Annotated in this window: 20 protein-coding genes; 11 read left to right on the top strand and 9 right to left on the bottom strand. The window is 65.5% G+C overall.

Going from position 1 to position 17013, the window contains the following annotated elements:
- Positions 1-4: 4 nt before the first annotated feature.
- Positions 5-919 (bottom strand): YihY/virulence factor BrkB family protein, encoded by a 915-nt coding sequence (locus ACFSQR_RS05200; protein WP_377728563.1) that lies wholly within the window; start codon positions 917-919, stop codon positions 5-7.
- A gap of 65 nt (positions 920-984) precedes the next feature.
- On the bottom strand, positions 985-2022 hold the full coding sequence (locus tag ACFSQR_RS05195) for an OmpA family protein (protein WP_377728562.1): 1038 nt from the start codon (positions 2020-2022) through the stop codon (positions 985-987).
- A gap of 857 nt (positions 2023-2879) precedes the next feature.
- Here ACFSQR_RS05195 and ACFSQR_RS05190 point away from each other — a divergent pair.
- The 5 genes from ACFSQR_RS05190 (at position 2880) to ACFSQR_RS05170 (ending at position 6416) form a co-directional block, all read left to right on the top strand.
- Complete coding sequence (locus ACFSQR_RS05190) at positions 2880-3491, top strand: winged helix-turn-helix domain-containing protein (protein ID WP_377728561.1); 612 nt, start codon at positions 2880-2882, stop codon at positions 3489-3491.
- Positions 3492-3631: 140 nt separating this feature from the next.
- On the top strand, positions 3632-4384 hold the full coding sequence (locus ACFSQR_RS05185) for a glutathione peroxidase (protein ID WP_377728560.1): 753 nt from the start codon (positions 3632-3634) through the stop codon (positions 4382-4384).
- Between the two features lie 54 nt (positions 4385-4438).
- Positions 4439-5305: a zinc-dependent peptidase gene (locus ACFSQR_RS05180; RefSeq protein WP_377728559.1), complete on the top strand. Its 867-nt coding sequence runs from the start codon at positions 4439-4441 to the stop codon at positions 5303-5305.
- A gap of 73 nt (positions 5306-5378) precedes the next feature.
- Complete coding sequence (locus ACFSQR_RS05175) at positions 5379-5942, top strand: hypothetical protein (RefSeq protein WP_377728558.1); 564 nt, start codon at positions 5379-5381, stop codon at positions 5940-5942.
- A 129-nt stretch (positions 5943-6071) separates the two neighbouring features.
- Positions 6072-6416 (top strand): hypothetical protein, encoded by a 345-nt coding sequence (locus ACFSQR_RS05170; RefSeq protein WP_377728557.1) that lies wholly within the window; start codon positions 6072-6074, stop codon positions 6414-6416.
- Between the two features lie 42 nt (positions 6417-6458).
- Here the strand turns inward: ACFSQR_RS05170 and ACFSQR_RS05165 are convergent, their stop codons facing one another.
- The 5 genes from ACFSQR_RS05165 to ACFSQR_RS05145 all read right to left on the bottom strand — a co-directional run bounded on the left by ACFSQR_RS05165 (position 6459) and on the right by ACFSQR_RS05145 (position 10774).
- Positions 6459-6815, bottom strand: a complete 357-nt coding sequence (locus ACFSQR_RS05165; RefSeq protein ID WP_377728556.1) for a TraR/DksA family transcriptional regulator — start codon at positions 6813-6815, stop codon at positions 6459-6461.
- A 232-nt stretch (positions 6816-7047) separates the two neighbouring features.
- Positions 7048-7476 (bottom strand): hypothetical protein, encoded by a 429-nt coding sequence (locus tag ACFSQR_RS05160; protein ID WP_377728555.1) that lies wholly within the window; start codon positions 7474-7476, stop codon positions 7048-7050.
- 10 nt (positions 7477-7486) lie between these two features.
- A complete protein-coding gene (locus tag ACFSQR_RS05155; protein WP_377728554.1) occupies positions 7487-8332 on the bottom strand; it encodes a hypothetical protein in 846 nt (281 codons plus the stop codon).
- 209 nt (positions 8333-8541) lie between these two features.
- Positions 8542-9918, bottom strand: a complete 1377-nt coding sequence (locus tag ACFSQR_RS05150; protein WP_377728553.1) for a DEAD/DEAH box helicase — start codon at positions 9916-9918, stop codon at positions 8542-8544.
- Between the two features lie 79 nt (positions 9919-9997).
- Entirely contained in the window at positions 9998-10774 is a 777-nt protein-coding gene (locus ACFSQR_RS05145; RefSeq protein WP_377729021.1) for an inositol monophosphatase family protein, read from the bottom strand.
- 145 nt (positions 10775-10919) lie between these two features.
- Between ACFSQR_RS05145 and ACFSQR_RS05140 the strand changes: the two genes are divergently transcribed.
- The 6 genes from ACFSQR_RS05140 to ACFSQR_RS05115 all read left to right on the top strand — a co-directional run bounded on the left by ACFSQR_RS05140 (position 10920) and on the right by ACFSQR_RS05115 (position 15077).
- The gene (locus ACFSQR_RS05140; RefSeq protein ID WP_377728552.1) at positions 10920-11699 is read left to right on the top strand and encodes an RNA methyltransferase; all 780 of its coding nucleotides are present in this window, start codon (positions 10920-10922) and stop codon (positions 11697-11699) included.
- 42 nt (positions 11700-11741) lie between these two features.
- On the top strand, positions 11742-12680 hold the full coding sequence (locus ACFSQR_RS05135; RefSeq protein WP_377728551.1) for an esterase/lipase family protein: 939 nt from the start codon (positions 11742-11744) through the stop codon (positions 12678-12680).
- A gap of 43 nt (positions 12681-12723) precedes the next feature.
- Positions 12724-13053 carry a hypothetical protein gene (locus ACFSQR_RS05130; protein ID WP_377728550.1) on the top strand — a complete coding sequence of 110 codons (330 nt, stop codon included), beginning with the start codon at positions 12724-12726 and terminating at the stop codon, positions 13051-13053.
- Positions 13054-13195: 142 nt separating this feature from the next.
- Positions 13196-13696: a phasin family protein gene (locus ACFSQR_RS05125; RefSeq protein ID WP_377728549.1), complete on the top strand. Its 501-nt coding sequence runs from the start codon at positions 13196-13198 to the stop codon at positions 13694-13696.
- Between the two features lie 103 nt (positions 13697-13799).
- Complete coding sequence (locus ACFSQR_RS05120) at positions 13800-14465, top strand: TetR/AcrR family transcriptional regulator (protein WP_377728548.1); 666 nt, start codon at positions 13800-13802, stop codon at positions 14463-14465.
- Positions 14466-14495: 30 nt separating this feature from the next.
- The gene (locus ACFSQR_RS05115; RefSeq protein WP_377728547.1) at positions 14496-15077 is read left to right on the top strand and encodes a TIGR00730 family Rossman fold protein; all 582 of its coding nucleotides are present in this window, start codon (positions 14496-14498) and stop codon (positions 15075-15077) included.
- Between the two features lie 22 nt (positions 15078-15099).
- Here ACFSQR_RS05115 and ACFSQR_RS05110 read toward each other — a convergent pair whose 3' ends face one another.
- On the bottom strand, positions 15100-16152 hold the full coding sequence (locus tag ACFSQR_RS05110) for a diguanylate cyclase (protein WP_377728546.1): 1053 nt from the start codon (positions 16150-16152) through the stop codon (positions 15100-15102).
- A gap of 440 nt (positions 16153-16592) precedes the next feature.
- Positions 16593-16970, bottom strand: a complete 378-nt coding sequence (locus tag ACFSQR_RS05105) for a KGG domain-containing protein (protein WP_377728545.1) — start codon at positions 16968-16970, stop codon at positions 16593-16595.
- Between the last annotated feature and the right edge of the window lie 43 nt (positions 16971-17013).

Here is a 17013-nt window from a genome sequence, read left to right as displayed (position 1 = left end):
CCGGCTACTTCATGCGCTTGGGCTTGTCGGCGCCTGTCTCGTGTGCCGGCTTATTGCGCAAGCTCCCCATCTGCAGCGCATACTGCCGCGCGAACTCCGCCCCCAGGAAGAAGATCTGCGCCGAGTAGTACACCCACAGCAGCAGGGCGATCAGCGACCCTGCCGCGCCGAAGCTGTTGGCGACGCCGCTATTACCGATGTACAGGCCGATCAGGTATTTCCCGAGCGTGAACATGGCCGCCGTGCCAAGCGCCCCGATGAACACATCCTTCCACGCCAGCTTGATCCGTGGCAGCAGCTTGTAGATCACCGCAAAGAGCGCCGCAATCACGAGGAAGCTCACCGCCTGCGCCAGCCACCCCAGCAGCACGGTCGCGTCCTTCCAGAAGCCCGCCAAAAAGTTCTCCAGTATCTGCAGCGCGGCACTGACCACCAGCGACACCATCAGCAGGAACCCCAGCACCAGGATGATCCCGAACGAGAGCAGGCGCGTGCGCAGCACGTCCCAGAAGCTTGCGTTCTTGGGTGCCGGCACATGCCAGATCTCGTCCAGGCTGTCCTTCAGTTCCGCGAACACGGTGGTGGCGCCGAACAGCAGCAGCACCGCGGCGACGATGGTGGCGAACTTGCCTTCCTCCTTGTCGCGCGCGCCCTGCAGCACCAGCTGCAGCGCCTCCGCGCCCTGTTTGCCCACCAGTCCCTGGAGCTGTCCCAGCAGTTCCCCGCGGGCCGCCTCCGGCCCCCAGAAGAAGCCGGCGATCGCGATGACCAGCACCAGCACGGGCGCGAGCGAGAACAGGGTGTAGAAGGCGAGGGCGGCGCCCTTGCTGGCGGCGCGGTCCTCGAACCATTCGGTCACCGAGCAGCGCAGGACCGTGACCAGGCGGCCCGAAAAAGTGGACCAGTTCAACGTTGACATCTTCCCTCCGCAAAAAAAGAAAGGGGCACGCAGCCCCTTTCCCATCAGTACCTAAAACGCGCAGATTACTGGCTGACCTGGCGCTCGATGACGATCTGCTCGACTTCGACGCGGCGGTTCGGCTCCAGGCACTTGATCAGTGCGGTGCGGTTCTTCTCGGTGCAGGTCACGACCGGCATGGATTCGCCCTTGCCCTGTGCGGTCAGGCGGCCAGCGTCGATGCCCTTGCTGATCAGGTAGTCACGCACGGCGTTTGCGCGGCGTTCCGACAGTGCCTGGTTGTACTTTTCGGAACCGAGGCGGTCTGCGTGGCCGGAGATCACGATGTTGTTCACCGTGGTGTCAGCCGACAGGGCGGCCGCGATCTCGTCCAGCTTCGGCTGCGAGCCCTGCAGGCGTGCGCTGTCGAACTCGAACAGTTCGGTCGCTGCCAGGGTGATCTTCTCGAAGCGTGGCGCTGGTGCCGGAGCCGGTGCCGGCGCTGGAGCCGGTGCCTCGGCCACTGGCGCCGGTTCCGGTGCCGGTGCTGGTGGCGCTGGTGGCAGCGGGGTTGGGCCCAGGGCGTAGTTCAGGCCGACGGTCAGGTAGCGGTTGTTGCTGCTGCTAAAGCCGAAGCGCTCGTCGTCGCGCAGGCGGCTGTGGACCTGGCGGATGTCCGCTTGCAGCGACATGCGGTCGGAAATGCCGATCTGGAAGCCCAGGCCGGCCGACACGTATGGCGAGTTCTTGGTCACGTTACCGGTCACCAGCTTGAGCTGGTCGTGTTCGATACCCACACCCAGCAGCAGGAATGGGCGGAACTGCTTGCGGGACATCATCAGCAGCGCGTCGGCGCCAAAGGTGGCGGTGTCGTACTTGCGAATGCCGTTTTCGGTCTTCACATAAGTGAGGCCGACTTGCAGGTCCCACGCCGGGGACATCGCCTTGCCGAACTTGAGGCCACCGCCCCAGTCACGGTCGGTACCCCAGTCGGAGTCCGGCTTCAGGCCGACAAACGATGGCTGGATGTACCAGTTCGGATTGATCGTCGGGACGGGGGCCTCTTGAGCCATGACGACGGTCGAGGTGCACAGCATGGCGGCGGCGAGTGCGATTTTTTTCATTTTATTCACAAAAAACTCCCATCAAAAAATTATTAGGATTGTTGTTGCGACATCGCTTTGAGTGATGTTGGACTGGAGATTACGGTTGGGGTTCCCTAGGGTCGGTGCGGTACCGCACAATGTTTTCGCGTGCGTGGTATTTTTACAACAGATCGCCGGGCTGCGTCGCGGCCTTTCGTCAAGGCAATGGCTTGCACCTGTCCGGCCATGCCTCCAACGTCGGCGCGGTTGGCGTTGCGGAGAGTCCTTAACGAAAAAAGTCGCGCCGCCCCTGGTGGAGCGGCGCGACCGGCAGGTGTACTGCGGATTGCTTACTGTACTGGCGGAGGCGTCTGGGTTCCGCTCGGAGGCGCAGGCGCTGGCTCAGGCACCACGACGGTGGTGCTGCCCGGATCGCCTTTCTCGCCTTTTTCACCAGCCGGGCCCGGAGGGCCCTGAACTGGCACTGGCACCGGCACCGCGACGGTGTCAGGCGCTGGCGCCGTAGTTGGCGCAGGGGTCACGACGGTTGCGGGCGGATTAACTTCAGTCTTTTCGCATCCGGCCAGCCCGATCACAGCCGCCAGGGCTGCCAAGGTCATGATTTTCATAGCAATTCCTTCTCCGAGTTGATGGATGTCGCCACTTTACGATTCCCGTGGCCCGCACTCTGTTCGGGAACGCACACGCAAGCACATCCGCAGATGGCAACTTTTCCGTTGAATGTTCGATGGCGCACAGACCGGGAGTGTTCGGAAAGGCAATCTTGAGCCATAGGGATGGGGAACCCGTCGGACGCTGGCCTGTCGAATGCAGGTAACAGGCCGCGCACCGGTCCCCTTGGAAAGTGGCTACCTCACTCATACGGAGTACTGAACATGCAAGCAAATACCCAAAATAAAACCCAGGTTGAACTGTCGGCCCGCAGCGCCGCGTCCGGCCTGATCGAGCGCGTCGCCCCCCAACCTGCAGAGCGCGCTCCGATTTCCCTTGCACCGATCGAGCGTGTCCGTTCGACCTCGGCGACCCAGCGCCGGATCGAAAACATGCAAAAACTGATCAACGAACTGATGGACCACGAGATGCTCGCTGACGAGATCGCCTGGTTCCTCAAGTTTTCCCCATCGGGCGCCCGCAAATACATCCGCGACCTGCGCGAAGCCGGCGTCATCGAACTGGCCCGTTATGTAGAGGGCACCGCCACTTACCTCGGCAAGGCCGTGTACCAGATTTCCCCCGACCCTGAGCGTGTCCAGGCCTTCCTGGCCGCGATCGCCCAGCCAAAGCGCGAAGGCGCGCCGCCACGCAAGGAGCGCCCAGGCCTGCGCGAGCAAGCCATGGCAGGCGCCGGCCGCCACTTCCATATCCTGGCGGACGACACCCACTACGCCATCCGCGTCAACCGCAATCCTGTCGCGCGCGACCCGCTGGTCACCGCGCTGTTCGGCCCGGCTCCTGCACTGGCAGCCAAGGAACAAGCGTCGGCCTGACGGCCGTGACGCTGCCGACAGCAGCAAAGGCGCCGCACCCTCGGGTCCGGCGCCTTTTTTCTTTTTCATTGAAATACGGTCAAGCAGCCCCATTTTGTCCGTGCGGCAAGTCGTGTTGACCATGCCAAAGGAGCTCAAGAATGTTGCCCACCCCCGATTCACTCGAAGGAAAGCAGGTCCCGCAGGTCACGTTCAAGGCGCGCCCCGGCAACCAATGGCGCGACCTGTCCAGCGACGAGGTATTCAAGGGACGCACCGTGGTGCTGTTCTCGCTGCCGGGCGCCTACACGCCGACCTGCTCGTCTTCGCATCTGCCGCGCTATAACGAACTGGCGCCGGAATTCAAAAAACACGGTGTCGACGAGATCGTCTGCGTATCGGTCAACGATGCCTTCGTCATGAACGAATGGCAGGCCGGCCAGGAAGCGAACAACATCATGTTCCTGCCGGACGGGAATGGCGACTTCACCGAAGCCATGGGCATGCTGGTCGATAAGCGCGACCTGGGCTTCGGCCAGCGCTCGTGGCGCTATTCGATGCTGGTGCGCGACGGCACCATCGACAAAGTGTTCATCGAGCCGGACAAGGAGGGCGATCCTTTCGAGGTGTCGGACGCGGAAACCATGCTGCGCTACCTTGTGCCCGGCATCGAGATCCCCGAGCCGGTGGTGATGTTCTCCAAGCCCGGTTGCCCGCACTGCGCCCGCGCGCGCGATGTGCTCCAGCGCCATGGCGTCCAGTTCACCGAGATGGAACAGGACCGCAAGATCAACGGCACCGTGCTGCGCGGCGTGTCCGGCAAGTCCACGTGGCCGCAGGTCTTCATCGGTGGCAAACTGATCGGGGATGCGGACGCGGTGCAAACCTATTACGACAGCCGCAACGCGGGCTGATCCATCCGCTCCAGGCACAACGCGGGGCCGGGCCCCGACTTCAGAAGGAATGCAATGCTCGCTTCAATCGTCGCTGCCGCCATCGCACTGGCCCTGCTGGCAGCCTGGTTCTATCCGCGCTGGCGCCTGCAACGCGTGCTGGCGCGTCCGATGAGCGCCGAGCGCGAGGCCATCCTGTCGCGCAATATCCCCGTGTACCAGCGCATGCCTGCCGAGCTGCAGGCCCAGTTGCGCCGGCTCGTGACGCAATTCCTGCACCAGAAAAAGTTCGTCGGCTGCGCGGGCCTGGAAGTGACCGAGGAAATGCGCGTGACCATCGCCGGACAGGCCTGCATGCTGCTGCTGAACCGTCCGAGCCGCGTCTATCCCGGCCTGTACACGGTGCTGCTGTACCCGAGCGCCTTCCTGGTGCCGCGCAACCGTCCGGACGAGGCCGGCATCGTGACCGAGACGCGCGAAGACCTGCTGGGCGAATCCTGGAGTGACGGCCGGGTGATCCTGTCCTGGGATCACGTGCTGCGCGGCGCGCGCGACTGGACCGACGGGCACAACGTCGTGCTGCACGAATTCGCGCACCAGCTCGACTCCGAGTCCGGCAGCAACAACGGGGCGCCTTACCTCGGGCATCCGTCCAGCTACCGCAGCTGGTCGCAGGTGTTGTCGCGCGACTTTGCCATGCTGCGCCAGCAGGCCTACTTCAGCCAGCAGTCGGTGCTGGACCACTACGGCGCGCAGAGCCCGGCCGAGTTTTTCGCCGTGGCCACCGAAACCTTCTTCGAAAAGCCGTACCAGCTGGCCGAGCGCCATCCCGACCTGTTCGACGAATTCAAGAAGTACTACAGAGTCGATCCGCGCGAGTGGGTCGCCGCACCGCCACAGGAGGCGCCGGACTACGGCTTTGCTTTTGGCCAGTGGCAGTAAATTACGTGCGATACCGTACAGAGGCCGGCCAGCGCATCGCTCATGCTTGATCCATCGAACAGGAGGAATCAGCATGTCTACCATTCTTGCCGGACATTTCCAGCTGCAGGACGAAATACAACGGGCGCGCGAGGAACTCATCCGCGCCGGCTTTCCGGATGAACAAATCACCGCGTTCTACCTCAGCCAGCCGGGGCAGCACGACCGCACCCCGATCGGCGGCGACCACCTCATTTCGCCGGGGGCCAAGGAGTCCCCGATCGGCGTGGTGGAGGGCGAGGTAACGGGCGGCGCGGTCGGCGCTGCCATTGGCGCGGCCACCATGCCGGTGACGGGCATTTTGGGCCCGGTCGTCGGCGGCCTGGTCGGCGCGCACGTCGGTTCGCTGTACTCCTTCCACAAGATGAAGGACCATGGCGAACCGGAAGCGGGCGACGAGGCCAACGAGAACGAGCGCGAACCGCGGCCGGCCGGCATGCTGATCGCCGTCGCCTGCGTCTCCAGCGCCGAGGAAGACCGCGCGCTGGAACTGCTGCGCAAGCTCGGAGCACACCATATCGAGAAAGCGCAAGGCACCATCGAAGGCGGGGACTGGACCGACTTCGATCCGCTTAGCGTCCCGCAACTCGTCCGCTAAGCCGTCCTGCGGCGCCGCAACGTCGGCGCCGCAGCGGCCGGAGCAAGTCTTCCCAGCAGCCAATAATTCGGTATCATAAGGCGCAACATTCCTGGCGCGAGCCACCGGTATTGCCGATACGGAGGTGCAATGACTCAAGCATGGGTGATTCTTACCGGCCGCGATGGGCGCGACATCACCGCGCCCACGGAACACCAGCTCGCGAGTGCGCTCGCCGAAGTATTCGGCGGGGGCAAGGGCGAGAAGGCGAGCGCTACACTGCGCTTCGGCTATGCGGACGGCCTCATGTACCAGGCAGAGGTAACGAGCACGGGCGAGATCCGCTTCGAGGAGTGGTCCGACCGCGACTGCGAGATCGCGCTGGCCGAGCCGCGCCGGATGACCGCCAGTAAAAAGGAAGCGCTGCAGCTCTGGTGCATGCTGGCACGCCGACAGGTCAGCAAGATCCGCGACCTCGCCTGGTCGACCGGTTAGCCGTCAGTCCCGCGCAGGCGGGGCATCGGTTGAAGCGTGGCCTCAGCGCTTTTCCAGCCGTGCCTGGCAGGTGATGCACAGCCCCGCCTCCGGCCGCGCCAGCAGGCGCGCAAAGCCGATATCGTTGCCGCACTGCTCGCACAACCCATAACTACCGTCATCGAACTTGGCCAGCGCCTTGCGCACCGCCGTCATCTGGGCAGTGAGATGCTCCCTGGCTTCGATCGCCAGGTCGTTCAGGAGGCGGTTGGTGGCCTTGTCCGCAGGCGAGGTTTCCACTTCCTGCACAGGGAGCCCATCGGTGACCAGCTCGGCGGCCAATTGCTCCTCCAGCTGCGCCAGCCGCGCGTCGAGCGCCTGGCGGAGCTGCACAAGCTGGTTTTCGGTGAGGGGTTCCATGTCAGCGCGCGTCCGCAACAAATGGCTGGCCGCCAGCGGCCGGGGTGAGCCGTCGCAGCGGAACTGGCGCGCACGCATCCGCGAAAGCGCGCACCTTCAGTGTAGCGCGATGGCAGCGCGCTGGCGCACGGCAGGGGAGGGGACAGGTCCCTGCGGGCGCCTGGGCGACGCTTCCTGGAAGGGCGATGGGGGCGCCGCTTGTGCCGCCGTACGGGTGCTGGCGACAGGGTGGCTATGCGGCCATCGCGGTGACCTGGGTGCGCAGCTTGGCCAGCGCAGCAATGATCGGCGCAGGCTGCCCCAGCGCAGCGGCGCCCGCCAGCGCGGCCAGCGCCGCGACCAGGCCCACCGCGTCGCCGACCTTCCTGATGGTCTTGATCTTATCGAGCGCGGTGCCGGTGATGCGGGTGAGCTGCTCGCGGTGTTCGCCCAGCGTGGCGACCGCACTTGCCGCGGCTTCCGCATACAGGCCGTTGGCACGCTGGCGCAGCACCAGCTCATGGTCCCACAGCATGCGCAGCGCAGCCTGTTCCGATGCCGGCACGTCGCGCCCCTCGTAGCCCTTGATGGTGTTGACCACCCGCTCGTGGATCGCGTCCGCGCATTCGGACAGCTTGTCGGCCAGCGCCTCCGCGCCGTTGCGGTTGCTCGATTCGCTCATGCTGCCTCCCTTAATTGGCTTTCAGGCCTTCGTGGATCATGACCAGGTCGCGCCCGATCGCTGCCAGGTATTTGCGCACTTCAGGGGCATTGAGGTTATTCAGGTTCTCCCGCATCTTGCGGTGGCCGAGCGAGACCTTGTCCAGCCCTTCCTGCGCGAGCGCGTAGCGCTTGTCGAGCAGGCGGTACTCGGCCGCCTTGCTGGTGTAGTGGACTTTGGCCAGCGTGACCAGCATGCGGTCCTGCGGGCGCAGCGAGAACGGGATCTCGACGTCGAACATGCCCAGCACCGTCTTTTTCTCGTTCTCGTTGGTCTTGGCGTAGTAGCGCAGCAGGGCGGTCATCGCCTCGAGCAGCGCCTGCACGTGCGGATCGCCCTCGCGCACCATGCTCTCGACGCTGCGCGCCTGGTAGTTGGACAGGATCACCCGCGTGATGAGCCGTCCGAGGCCGGTGTAGGCGGTGACATGGCGCTGTTCGATTTTGGTCTCGGCGTTGGCCTTCAGCCCTTCGCCCAGCTCGTCGAGGCGGGGGGAGAGGTCGAAGCGTTCGTCGCTGGCCAGCTGGTGCAGGGTCTGCATGTACAGCACCAGCGTCTTTTGCGCGCTCAGGAAATCCTGGTACACGGCGGCGCGCCTGGCGTCGTTTTCGCGCGCCAGCTTGTCGGCTGCGGGGGTGAGGTAGGGCTGTTCGCGCACGTAGGTCGTGCGGAAGCGGGTCGACAGGTCGGCGAAACCGGCCAGCTTGCCGGAGGCGGCAGCGAACTCGCGCACTTCCTGCATGCTGACGGCATGGGTCGCGCAGCCGGAGAACAGGGCCGCGAACGCAAGCGCGGCAATCAGTCGGAGCGGATGCATGTTGTCCTTTCTGGATCGCGCAGGAGGCGTTTCCGAAAGCACATTCTTGCTCAGCGTTTAGGGCGCACCTTGCTACGGGTCAAGAAACCGGACGAAGAAAAGGGGACTGTTCCGGCGGACTGTCCCGGCCCTGATGAGAAGGCCGGGGCAGTCCGCAGTGACAGTCCCCCAGGGTAGATGGAGAGTCCTGCGAAGGACGGTCCTGGGCGTTAGCGGCCCCGGCCGCCGCCGTTGCGCTGCGGCGCGGCGCTACGCGGGCCGCCACCGCTGCGTGCGGGCGCGCCGCTGCGCGGGGCTGCGCCGGCAGGACGCTGGCCGCTGCGTGCAGCTGCGCCGCCGCCGTTGCCGCCGCGCGAGCGGCCCTGGCCCGAGCGCTCACCCTGGTTGCGGTGGCCTGGGCCGCCGCTGCGCAGCTGGATCGGCTGCGGCTTGGCAGTCGGGTCCGGCTCGAAGCCAGGGATGACCTGGCGCGGCAGGGTCTGCTTGATCAGCTTCTCGATATCCTTGAGCATCTGGTGCTCGTCCACGCACACCAGCGACACGGCTTCGCCGGTTGCGCCGGCGCGGCCGGTACGGCCGATGCGGTGCACGTAGTCTTCCGGCACGTTCGGCAGGTCATAGTTGACGACGTGCGGCAGCTGGTCGATGTCGATGCCGCGCGCGGCGATGTCGGTTGCCACCAGCACGGTCAGCGTGCCATCCTTGAACTCGGCCAGCGCGCGGGTACGCGCGGCCTGGCTCTTGTTGCCGTGGATCGCCAGCGCGCCGATGCCGTCCTTGCCCAGCTGTTCGACCAGCTTGTTGGCGCCGTGCTTGGTGCGGGTGAAGACCAGCACCTGTTCCCAGCTGTTCGACTTGATCAGGTGCGCCAGCATCGGGTGCTTCTTGTCGCGGTCGACCGGGTGGATCATCTGGGCGATGATTTCCACGGTCGAATTGCGGCGCGCCACTTCGATGGTCTGCGGGCTGTTCAGCAGCTTGTCGGCCAGCGCCTTGATCTCGTCCGAGAACGTGGCCGAGAACAGCAGGTTCTGGCGCTGCTTCGGCAGCACCGCCAGCACTTTCTTGATGTCGTGGATGAAGCCCATGTCCAGCATGCGGTCCGCTTCGTCCAGCACCAGGATCTCGATCTTCGAGACGTCCACGGTGCCCTGGCCGATGTGGTCCAGCAGGCGGCCCGGCGTGGCGACCAGGATGTCGACGCCATGCTTGAGCTGCTTGATCTGCGGGTTGATGCCCACGCCGCCGAAGATCACGGCGGAATTGAGGTTAGTGTACTTGCCGTAGGTGCGCACGCTTTCCTCGACCTGGGCAGCCAGTTCGCGGGTTGGCGTCAGCACCAGTGCGCGCACCGGGCGCGCCGCGGTGCGGTTGGCGGGCGCGCTCTTGGACAGCGACAGCAGTTGCAGCAGCGGCAGGGTGAAGCCTGCGGTCTTGCCGGTGCCGGTCTGGGCGCCGGCCAGCAGGTCGCCGCCGGTGAGCACCATCGGAATCGCCTGCGCCTGGATCGGCGTTGGCGAGGTGTAGCCGGCTTCTTTCACGGCGCGAACGATCGCGTCGGACAAGCCGAGGGTTTCAAATGACATGGAGTTTTCTCTGGAAATCGGGAATGGGCCGCGCGCGCCGGTTTCGACCGGCGCCGCACGGCTGCGGAGTGTCAGGGGATCAGGCGAACGGCGACAGCAGCGGCACCATCTGGGCAAAGACTTTCGGGCCAGCGGCGATGATATTGCCCTTCATGATGTCGGACTCGCCATTGAACTCGCCGACGATGCCGCCTGCTTCGGATACCAGCAGCGCGCCGGCTGCGATGTCCCACTGTTTCAGGCCTTTTTCGTAATAGCCATCGCTGCGGCCTGCAGCTACGTTGGCCAGGTCGAGCGCTGCAGAACCCGCGGTGCGGATGCCCTGGCAGCGTTCGGCCATGATCTGGTACATCTTGAGGTATTCGTCCAGCGCGCGCGGACCGGCGCCGTGGCCCGAGGACAGCAGGGCGTTGGCCAGGCGGTCGTGGCGGGTCACGCGGATGCGCTTGTCGTTCAGGTAGGCGCCGGCGCCCTTGGTGGCGGTGAACAGGTCGTTGCGGACCGGGTCGTAGACCAGGCCCTGCGTGACGACGCCGCGCTGGGCCAGCGCGATCGAGACGCAGTATTGAGGGTAGCCGTGCATGAAGTTGGTGGTGCCATCGATCGGGTCGATGATCCAGCAGTATTCAGACTCGTCGTTCAGGTTCTTGGACGCACCGGACTCCTCGGCCAGGATCGCGTGGTCCGGATAGGCCTTGAGCAGGGTTTCGATGATCGCTTGTTCCGCGGCCTGGTCGATGTCGGTAACGAAATCGTTGTGTTGTTTTTCCGTGACAGTGATCCGGTCGATATCGAACGAAGCGCGGTTGATGACGGCTGCGGCGCGTCGCGCGGCCTTGATGGCCGTGTTGAGCATTGGGTGCATAAGCTTTTCTGAAAATGAACGTACCGCGCGCGGCAGGCCTTGTGGCGACTGCCGAACGCGGAAAGTCGAGCATGAATTAAAGAGCGGCGCGGTACAATTCGAACAATCGAAAGCCGCACAATTCCCGCTATTCTAAATGAACCTGCCCCAAACCGACACTTCTGTTTTTAATCGCCTGCGTGTTGTCCTTGTCGAAACGAGCCGTGCGGGCAACGTTGGGTCGGTGGCGCGGGCCATGAAAACCATGGGGTTTTCCGACCTGGTGCTGGTCAATCCGCGCGATCCGGGCGTGCTGGCGCATGAGGAAGCGGTGGCGTTCGCCAGCGGCGCGCTCGATATCCTGTCCGGCGCGCGCATCGCCGGCTCGATGGCGGAGGCGCTGGACGGATGCCGGTTCGCGGCCGCCGTGTCGGCCCGGCTGCGCGAATTTTCGCCGCCCGTGTGGACGCCGCGCCAGTTCGCCGGCCACATGGCCGCGCATGGAGACCTGCCGGCGGCGCTGATCTTCGGGAACGAGCGCTTCGGACTGCCGAACGAGATCGTCGAGCAGTGCAATGTGCTGATCAACATACCGGCCAATCCAGGCTACTCGTCGCTGAACCTGGCGCAGGCGGCGCAAGTGCTGGTCTATGAATGCAGGATGGCCGCGCTGGAAGAGGGCGTGAGCGCTGCGCGCGGCACGCCGGGCTTTACCGGCGAATCGGCCAGCGTGCCCCAGGTGGAGGCCATGTTCGGGCACCTGGAGGAAGCGCTGGTCAAGGTCGGGTTCCTCGATGCCGATAACCCGCGCAAGCTGATGCCGCGCCTGAAGCGGCTGTTCGCGCGGACCCAGCTCGAGACCGAGGAGGTCAACATCCTGCGCGGAATCGCGCGCCAGATCATCAAGCAGGCCGGGAACAAGGATGCCAACGGTTGACGATATCGGCTGCGTCGCGGGCGGGGGCGCGGGAGGGGTAGCGTGACTGCGCGGATGCTGCGCTGGCTGCTGCTGGGGCAGCTGTTCGCCGTCCTGGTGCTGGCGCTGGCAGGGGCGCGGTGGCTCGGTGTGAGCCCCTTCATGACGGTATTGCCGGCAGCGGGGGCGGTGCTGTTGGTGCGCCTGGCGATCGTCGCCAACAACTTCATGATGAGCCGCCGCTACGGCAGCCCGGTCCCGGCCCGCTTTGCGCTGGGCCTGCGCGGGCGCCTGCGATTATTCTTCGGCGAGTTCTACGCCACGATGGTGCATTCGTCCTGGATCATGGTGCGGGCCCGTGCGTGCGTGCGGATCTACCCCGGCGACGGCGCGCCGCCAGTGCTGCTGCTGCACGGCTATGGCTGCAACAGCGGCTACTGGGCGCACCTGCAGCCGCTGCTCGATGCGCGCGGCATCAGCCACGCGGGCCTGGACCTGGAACCGACCCTGGCCGGCATCGACGAGTTCGTGCCTTTGGTGGCCCGGCGGGTGGAAGAGCTGCGGGCGGCCACGGGCGCGCAACGCGTGATCCTGGTGGCGCACAGCATGGGTGGGCTGGTGGGCCGCGCCTACCTGCGCGCGCACGGCAGCGGCGCCGTCGCGCGCCTGATCACGCTGGGCACGCCCCATCACGGTACGGCGCTGGCCGCCTTCGCACCCGGCCGCAACGCGGCGCAGATGTGCCGCTCGCCGCGCACCGGGGAGGAAAGCGACTGGCTGCGCGCGCTGGCCGCGAGCGAAACGCCGGCCATGCGCGCGCTCGTCACATCGCTCATGACCCACCATGACAACATCATCGCGCCGCAGACCTCTTCCGTGCTGGAAGGGGCGCGCACCATCGAGTTCGGCGGCGTCGGGCACGTGGCGATGGGGCGTGACCGCGCCATCCTGTCCTGCGTGCTGGATGAAATCGGGAAGGCGCGGGCCGCAGTTTTCGTATAATGCGGTCCCCCTTTGCATCGATGAACAACGAAAGGAAACCCGCATGCCAAACCTCGTCATTCGCCGGGAAGTGGGATGGGAGCAAAAGCCAAGCAGCTACACGATCCTGATCGACGGCGTGGAAGCGGGCTCGGTACGCCAGGGCGAGCAGGTCATCATTCCGGTGCAGCCGGGCCGGCGCAGCGTGCAGTTCCGCATGGGTAAATGCAGCTCGAAGCCGCTCGAGCTGACGCTCGTGCTGGGTAAGGACGAACTGGTGGAAGGCTCGCACCCGACCAAGGCGCTGCCCTCGCTGCTCGGCCGCGCGCTGTTCCCGAAGAGCTTCATCCGCGCGCGCAGGCTGACCACCGGCTTTACCAGCACGCACGGCTGACGCCAGCCCGGACGCGGACCTCATCCGGGGACCATGCCGCACCCCGGTTCCGCCACCGCGGCTTTAGAACCTCATCTCTACTTTTGCTGCCTACAATGGCCAGAACGGAAAAGCCTGCGCCGCTGCGGGCGGGAGTCCCACGATGGTAAAAAAACTCAAGCCCACGGTCGACGACGACAGCCTGGCCAACGCGGTGCGCGCGTCGGCAGCGCAGATCTGGCAGGCCGGCCTCGGCGCATTCGCCAAGGCGCAGGAAGAGGGCGGCCGCGTGTTCTCGAAGCTGGTCAAGGAGGGCGCCGAACTGCAGCGCAGCCCGCGCAAGGGCGAGCGTTCGTCCGGCTCCGGCGACAAGCTGGAGCAGGTGTTCGAGGAGCGCGTGGCGCGCGCGCTGGCCACGATGGGCGTGCCGGACCATGACGAAGTGGCGCAGCTCAGGCTGCGCGTCGAGGAGCTGAGCGCACAGGTCGAGCGCCTGGCCGCTGCGGTGGAGCAGGGCGGCGCCAGGCCGGCGCGGCGGGCTGCGCCGGCAGCAGCCGCGACGGGGACGGTGAAAAAGCCGGCGCGCAAGGCGGCGGCCAAGCCGGCCGCCAAGGCGGTGGCGCGCAAGGCGGCGGTCCGCAAAACGGGGTCGCGCAGCGGCTAGGAGCGGTGCTGGCACGCTTTGCCCGCCGCTGCGCCGGCGGCTGCCCGGGTTGGAGGGGTGTCGATCTGGTATGCTTGCGGGAACAAGAATAGACACTCCCACCATGCTCCAGAAAGCGCCCCGACGAACCCGCGAACGCATCCTTGAACTATCGCTGCGGCTGTTCAACGAGTTCGGCGAGCCAAACATCACGACCACGGTCATCGCCGAAGAGATGAACATCTCGCCCGGCAACCTGTACTACCACTTCCGCAACAAGGACGACATCGTCAATTCGATCTTCGTGCAGTTCGAAGCGGAGATCGAGCGCATCCTGACCGTTCCGGAAACGCGCCGCTCGAATCTCGAAGACGTCTGGTTCTACCTGCACGTCACGTTCGAGCTGATCTGGCGCTATCGCTTCCTGTACCGCGACCTGTCGGACCTGCTGTCGCGTAACCGCAAGCTGGAGCTGCACTTCAAGCAGATCCTCAACCACAAGACCAAGGTGGCGCGCCAGCTGTGCGAAGACCTGCGCGGCGAAGGTTCGATGGAGGCGACCGATGCCGAGATCGATGCGCTGGCCACCAACATGGTGGTGGTCGCCACCTACTGGCTGTCGTACGAATACGTGCGCAACCCGCGCAAGTACAACGAGCAGCAGGCCATGCTCGATTCGCTCGCGCGCGGCTGCTACCAGGTGCTGTCGCAGATCGGCCCCTACCTGCGCGGCGATACCCGGCTGCTGTTCCAGAAGCTGTCGGAGGAATACCTCAAGAAGCTCAAGTAGGCGCCTCCCTTACTACATCGATTGGACAATATGAGAGCAATTGCAGTCTATTGCGGCGCATCGCATGGCGCTTCGCCGCGCTATGCCGAGGCCGCGCGGGCGCTGGCGCAGCAGATGGTCGCGCGCAAGCTGCCGCTGGTGTATGGCGGCGGCAACGTCGGCCTGATGGGCGTGATCGCGGACGAGGTGTTGCGCCTTGGGGGCGAAGTCACCGGTGTGATTCCGCGCGCGCTGGTCGAGCGCGAGGTGGGGCATGCCGGCCTGACGCGCCTGTTCGTTGTCAAGGACATGCACGAGCGTAAAGCCATGATGTCGGACCTGGCGGACGGATTCATCGCGATGCCGGGCGGGATGGGCACGCTGGAAGAACTGTTCGAGATGCTGACCTGGTCGCAGCTCGGCATTCACACCAAGCCGGTCGGGCTGCTGAATGTGGACGGTTTCTACGACCGCCTGATCGACTTTGTCGCACACCAGAACCGCGAAGGCTTCGTGCAGGACCGGCATGCGCAGCTCATGATGAGCGAGAGCGATCCCGGGGCGCTGGTGGAACGGCTGCAGGCCGCATTCGCCGCCGTGCCGCAAGTGCGCGGCAACCCCGACCTGCGCTAGCGGCGCAAGGAGACGAGTCCCCTTACGCGGACTCGGCGGTGAGGATGCGGTCGCGTCCGCCCGACTTGGCGCGGTACATCGCGTGGTCGGCGCGGCTGATGGTCTCGGAGAACGGTTCGCCGATGCGGCGCTCGACCACGCCGGCCGAGAAGGTGATGCGCACGCGTTCGTCGATGCCCGGGATGCTCGACTCGCGGAAGCGCTGGGCCATGCGCTGCAGTACCAGGTGCGCTTCGGCCAGCGCGGTGTCCGGCAACAGCAGCAGGAATTCTTCGCCGCCCCAGCGCGCCAGCACGTCGGCCGACCGCAATTCCTGGCGCGCGGCGTCGGCGAACGAGCGCAGCACCTGGTCGCCGCAGGCATGGCCAAAGCGGTCGTTGACCGATTTGAACAGGTCGATGTCGAGCAGGGCGATGCACACCACGCCGTTGGTCGCGTTGACGCGCTTCTCCTCAGCGCTCAGCACTTCGTTCATGTGCCGGCGGTTCGCCAGCGCGGTCAGTTCGTCCACCGTCGCCAGCTTGCGGATGGTGAGCAAGGCCTCCTGCAATTCGTGCTTCTGACGGCTCAGCCGCTTGCGCAGCCTGGTCATCACGGTCGTCAGCGCCGTCACCGCCGCCAGCGAGATGAACGCCAGCGAGAAGTGCAGCAATTCGATCGCGGGAGGATAGGTGACCGGATCACGGGCCACCATCCACAGCATGGTCGCGCCCAGCGACACCACGGTGACGCCGAACAGGGCGGTCGTCTGGCGCGGGCTGAGCGAAAAGGTGCAGAACACGATCACGACCAGCAGCACCATCAGCGCGGCGCCGCGGATCGGACCGGTCACCGTATACAGCGCAACGTTGCACGTGAGGGCATACAGGGCCTGGCCGATGGCCAGCTTCCACGGTGCGATCCCCAGGCGCGAAGATAGCCGCAGCATGGAGTAGGACACCGCCATTCCCGCCAGGCCCACCAGGGTCAGCAGCCGGGCCGCATCGCGCGACAGGCCGGCGTGCTCCACGCCGGACCAGAACAGGGCGATGCTGAACAGGTAGAACAGGCTGGTGCCGGCCCAGTAGCCGAGCATGCGCCGCATCCGCGGATCGGATCCTGCCAGCAGTCTGTGAAGTCGATGAAGGGTCATGCGGCAGTGGACGAAAGGGGGCGCAGCCGGCCCCGTGGCGCGCAGGGCGCGCGTTTCGCGGGAACACTGGAAATCGGCGTTTGGCGCATTGGTTCCAATTTGTAGAACGGTCGGGCTACCGAGATATGTATTTTCCCGAAGCCAATGCACTGTATCCCTAGCCGCATGCAATGTCGATAGTTTCCCTATGGAAATTGGGGGAATTGTCTGCCTACTTGCGGCAAATGCGCAACAAAACGTCAACTAAGTTGGCGTGGAGCTAACGAACGCCGCGTGAACCCGGGCGACGGCGAAGTCCGATGCGGCATGGCCATGCGGTGTCTGGCCATGCCGCCGGACTGGCGGACGTCGGGGCGTCGCGCCGGGGGGAGGGGCTGGCGGTGCTATCGCTGCTCGTCTTTGTCCCTGCCCGCACGGCCGGCTCGCTGCTCGGAGGAGTCCGACCGTTGCAGGTTGCCTTCTGCGGCAGCTGCGGCCGCACGCTGACTGGCCTGGCGGCTCTCGCCACCCTTGCGGCCGATATCGGCCATGTGCTCGCGGTTGCGGCTGACGGCCTCGCCACCTTTCTGGCCCGCGCGGCGCGCTTCTTCCGAGTCGAACTCGTGCGCGGTGCCTTTCTGGTGGGCCGCCTGGCCGCCCTTGCTGGCAATCTCGCGCTGCTGGTTTTCATCCATTGCGGCGAAACCGCGCTTGGCCGGGCCCTGGCTGCTGCCGCTGGCGCCCTTCTGCGCGCTGCCTTTGCTGTCCTTTCCTGATGCCATTTCAATCTCCTCAGTTGTAGTGGGGAGCGTGACCGCTCCATTG

It is taken from the genome of Pseudoduganella sp. GCM10020061 (assembly GCF_042683405.1).
Classification (GTDB): domain Bacteria; phylum Pseudomonadota; class Gammaproteobacteria; order Burkholderiales; family Burkholderiaceae_D; genus Telluria.
The sequence above is the reverse complement of the archived record's forward strand: the minus strand, read 5'-3'. Positions and strand labels throughout refer to the sequence as shown.

Excerpts from the sequence above, each read along its gene's own strand:
- ACFSQR_RS05200 (WP_377728563.1), bottom strand. The coding sequence starts at position 919 with ATGTCAACGTTGAACTGGTCCACTTTTTCGGGCCGCCTGGTCACGGTC.
- ACFSQR_RS05195 (WP_377728562.1), bottom strand. The coding sequence starts at position 2,022 with ATGAAAAAAATCGCACTCGCCGCCGCCATGCTGTGCACCTCGACCGTC.
- ACFSQR_RS05190 (WP_377728561.1), top strand. The coding sequence starts at position 2,880 with ATGCAAGCAAATACCCAAAATAAAACCCAGGTTGAACTGTCGGCCCGC.
- ACFSQR_RS05185 (WP_377728560.1), top strand. The coding sequence starts at position 3,632 with ATGTTGCCCACCCCCGATTCACTCGAAGGAAAGCAGGTCCCGCAGGTC.
- ACFSQR_RS05180 (WP_377728559.1), top strand. The coding sequence starts at position 4,439 with ATGCTCGCTTCAATCGTCGCTGCCGCCATCGCACTGGCCCTGCTGGCA.
- ACFSQR_RS05175 (WP_377728558.1), top strand. The coding sequence starts at position 5,379 with ATGTCTACCATTCTTGCCGGACATTTCCAGCTGCAGGACGAAATACAA.
- ACFSQR_RS05170 (WP_377728557.1), top strand. The coding sequence starts at position 6,072 with ATGACTCAAGCATGGGTGATTCTTACCGGCCGCGATGGGCGCGACATC.
- ACFSQR_RS05165 (WP_377728556.1), bottom strand. The coding sequence starts at position 6,815 with ATGGAACCCCTCACCGAAAACCAGCTTGTGCAGCTCCGCCAGGCGCTC.
- ACFSQR_RS05160 (WP_377728555.1), bottom strand. The coding sequence starts at position 7,476 with ATGAGCGAATCGAGCAACCGCAACGGCGCGGAGGCGCTGGCCGACAAG.
- ACFSQR_RS05155 (WP_377728554.1), bottom strand. The coding sequence starts at position 8,332 with ATGCATCCGCTCCGACTGATTGCCGCGCTTGCGTTCGCGGCCCTGTTC.
- ACFSQR_RS05150 (WP_377728553.1), bottom strand. The coding sequence starts at position 9,918 with ATGTCATTTGAAACCCTCGGCTTGTCCGACGCGATCGTTCGCGCCGTG.
- ACFSQR_RS05145 (WP_377729021.1), bottom strand. The coding sequence starts at position 10,774 with ATGCTCAACACGGCCATCAAGGCCGCGCGACGCGCCGCAGCCGTCATC.
- ACFSQR_RS05140 (WP_377728552.1), top strand. The coding sequence starts at position 10,920 with ATGAACCTGCCCCAAACCGACACTTCTGTTTTTAATCGCCTGCGTGTT.
- ACFSQR_RS05130 (WP_377728550.1), top strand. The coding sequence starts at position 12,724 with ATGCCAAACCTCGTCATTCGCCGGGAAGTGGGATGGGAGCAAAAGCCA.
- ACFSQR_RS05125 (WP_377728549.1), top strand. The coding sequence starts at position 13,196 with ATGGTAAAAAAACTCAAGCCCACGGTCGACGACGACAGCCTGGCCAAC.
- ACFSQR_RS05120 (WP_377728548.1), top strand. The coding sequence starts at position 13,800 with ATGCTCCAGAAAGCGCCCCGACGAACCCGCGAACGCATCCTTGAACTA.
- ACFSQR_RS05115 (WP_377728547.1), top strand. The coding sequence starts at position 14,496 with ATGAGAGCAATTGCAGTCTATTGCGGCGCATCGCATGGCGCTTCGCCG.
- ACFSQR_RS05110 (WP_377728546.1), bottom strand. The coding sequence starts at position 16,152 with ATGCTCGGCTACTGGGCCGGCACCAGCCTGTTCTACCTGTTCAGCATC.
- ACFSQR_RS05105 (WP_377728545.1), bottom strand. The coding sequence starts at position 16,970 with ATGGCATCAGGAAAGGACAGCAAAGGCAGCGCGCAGAAGGGCGCCAGC.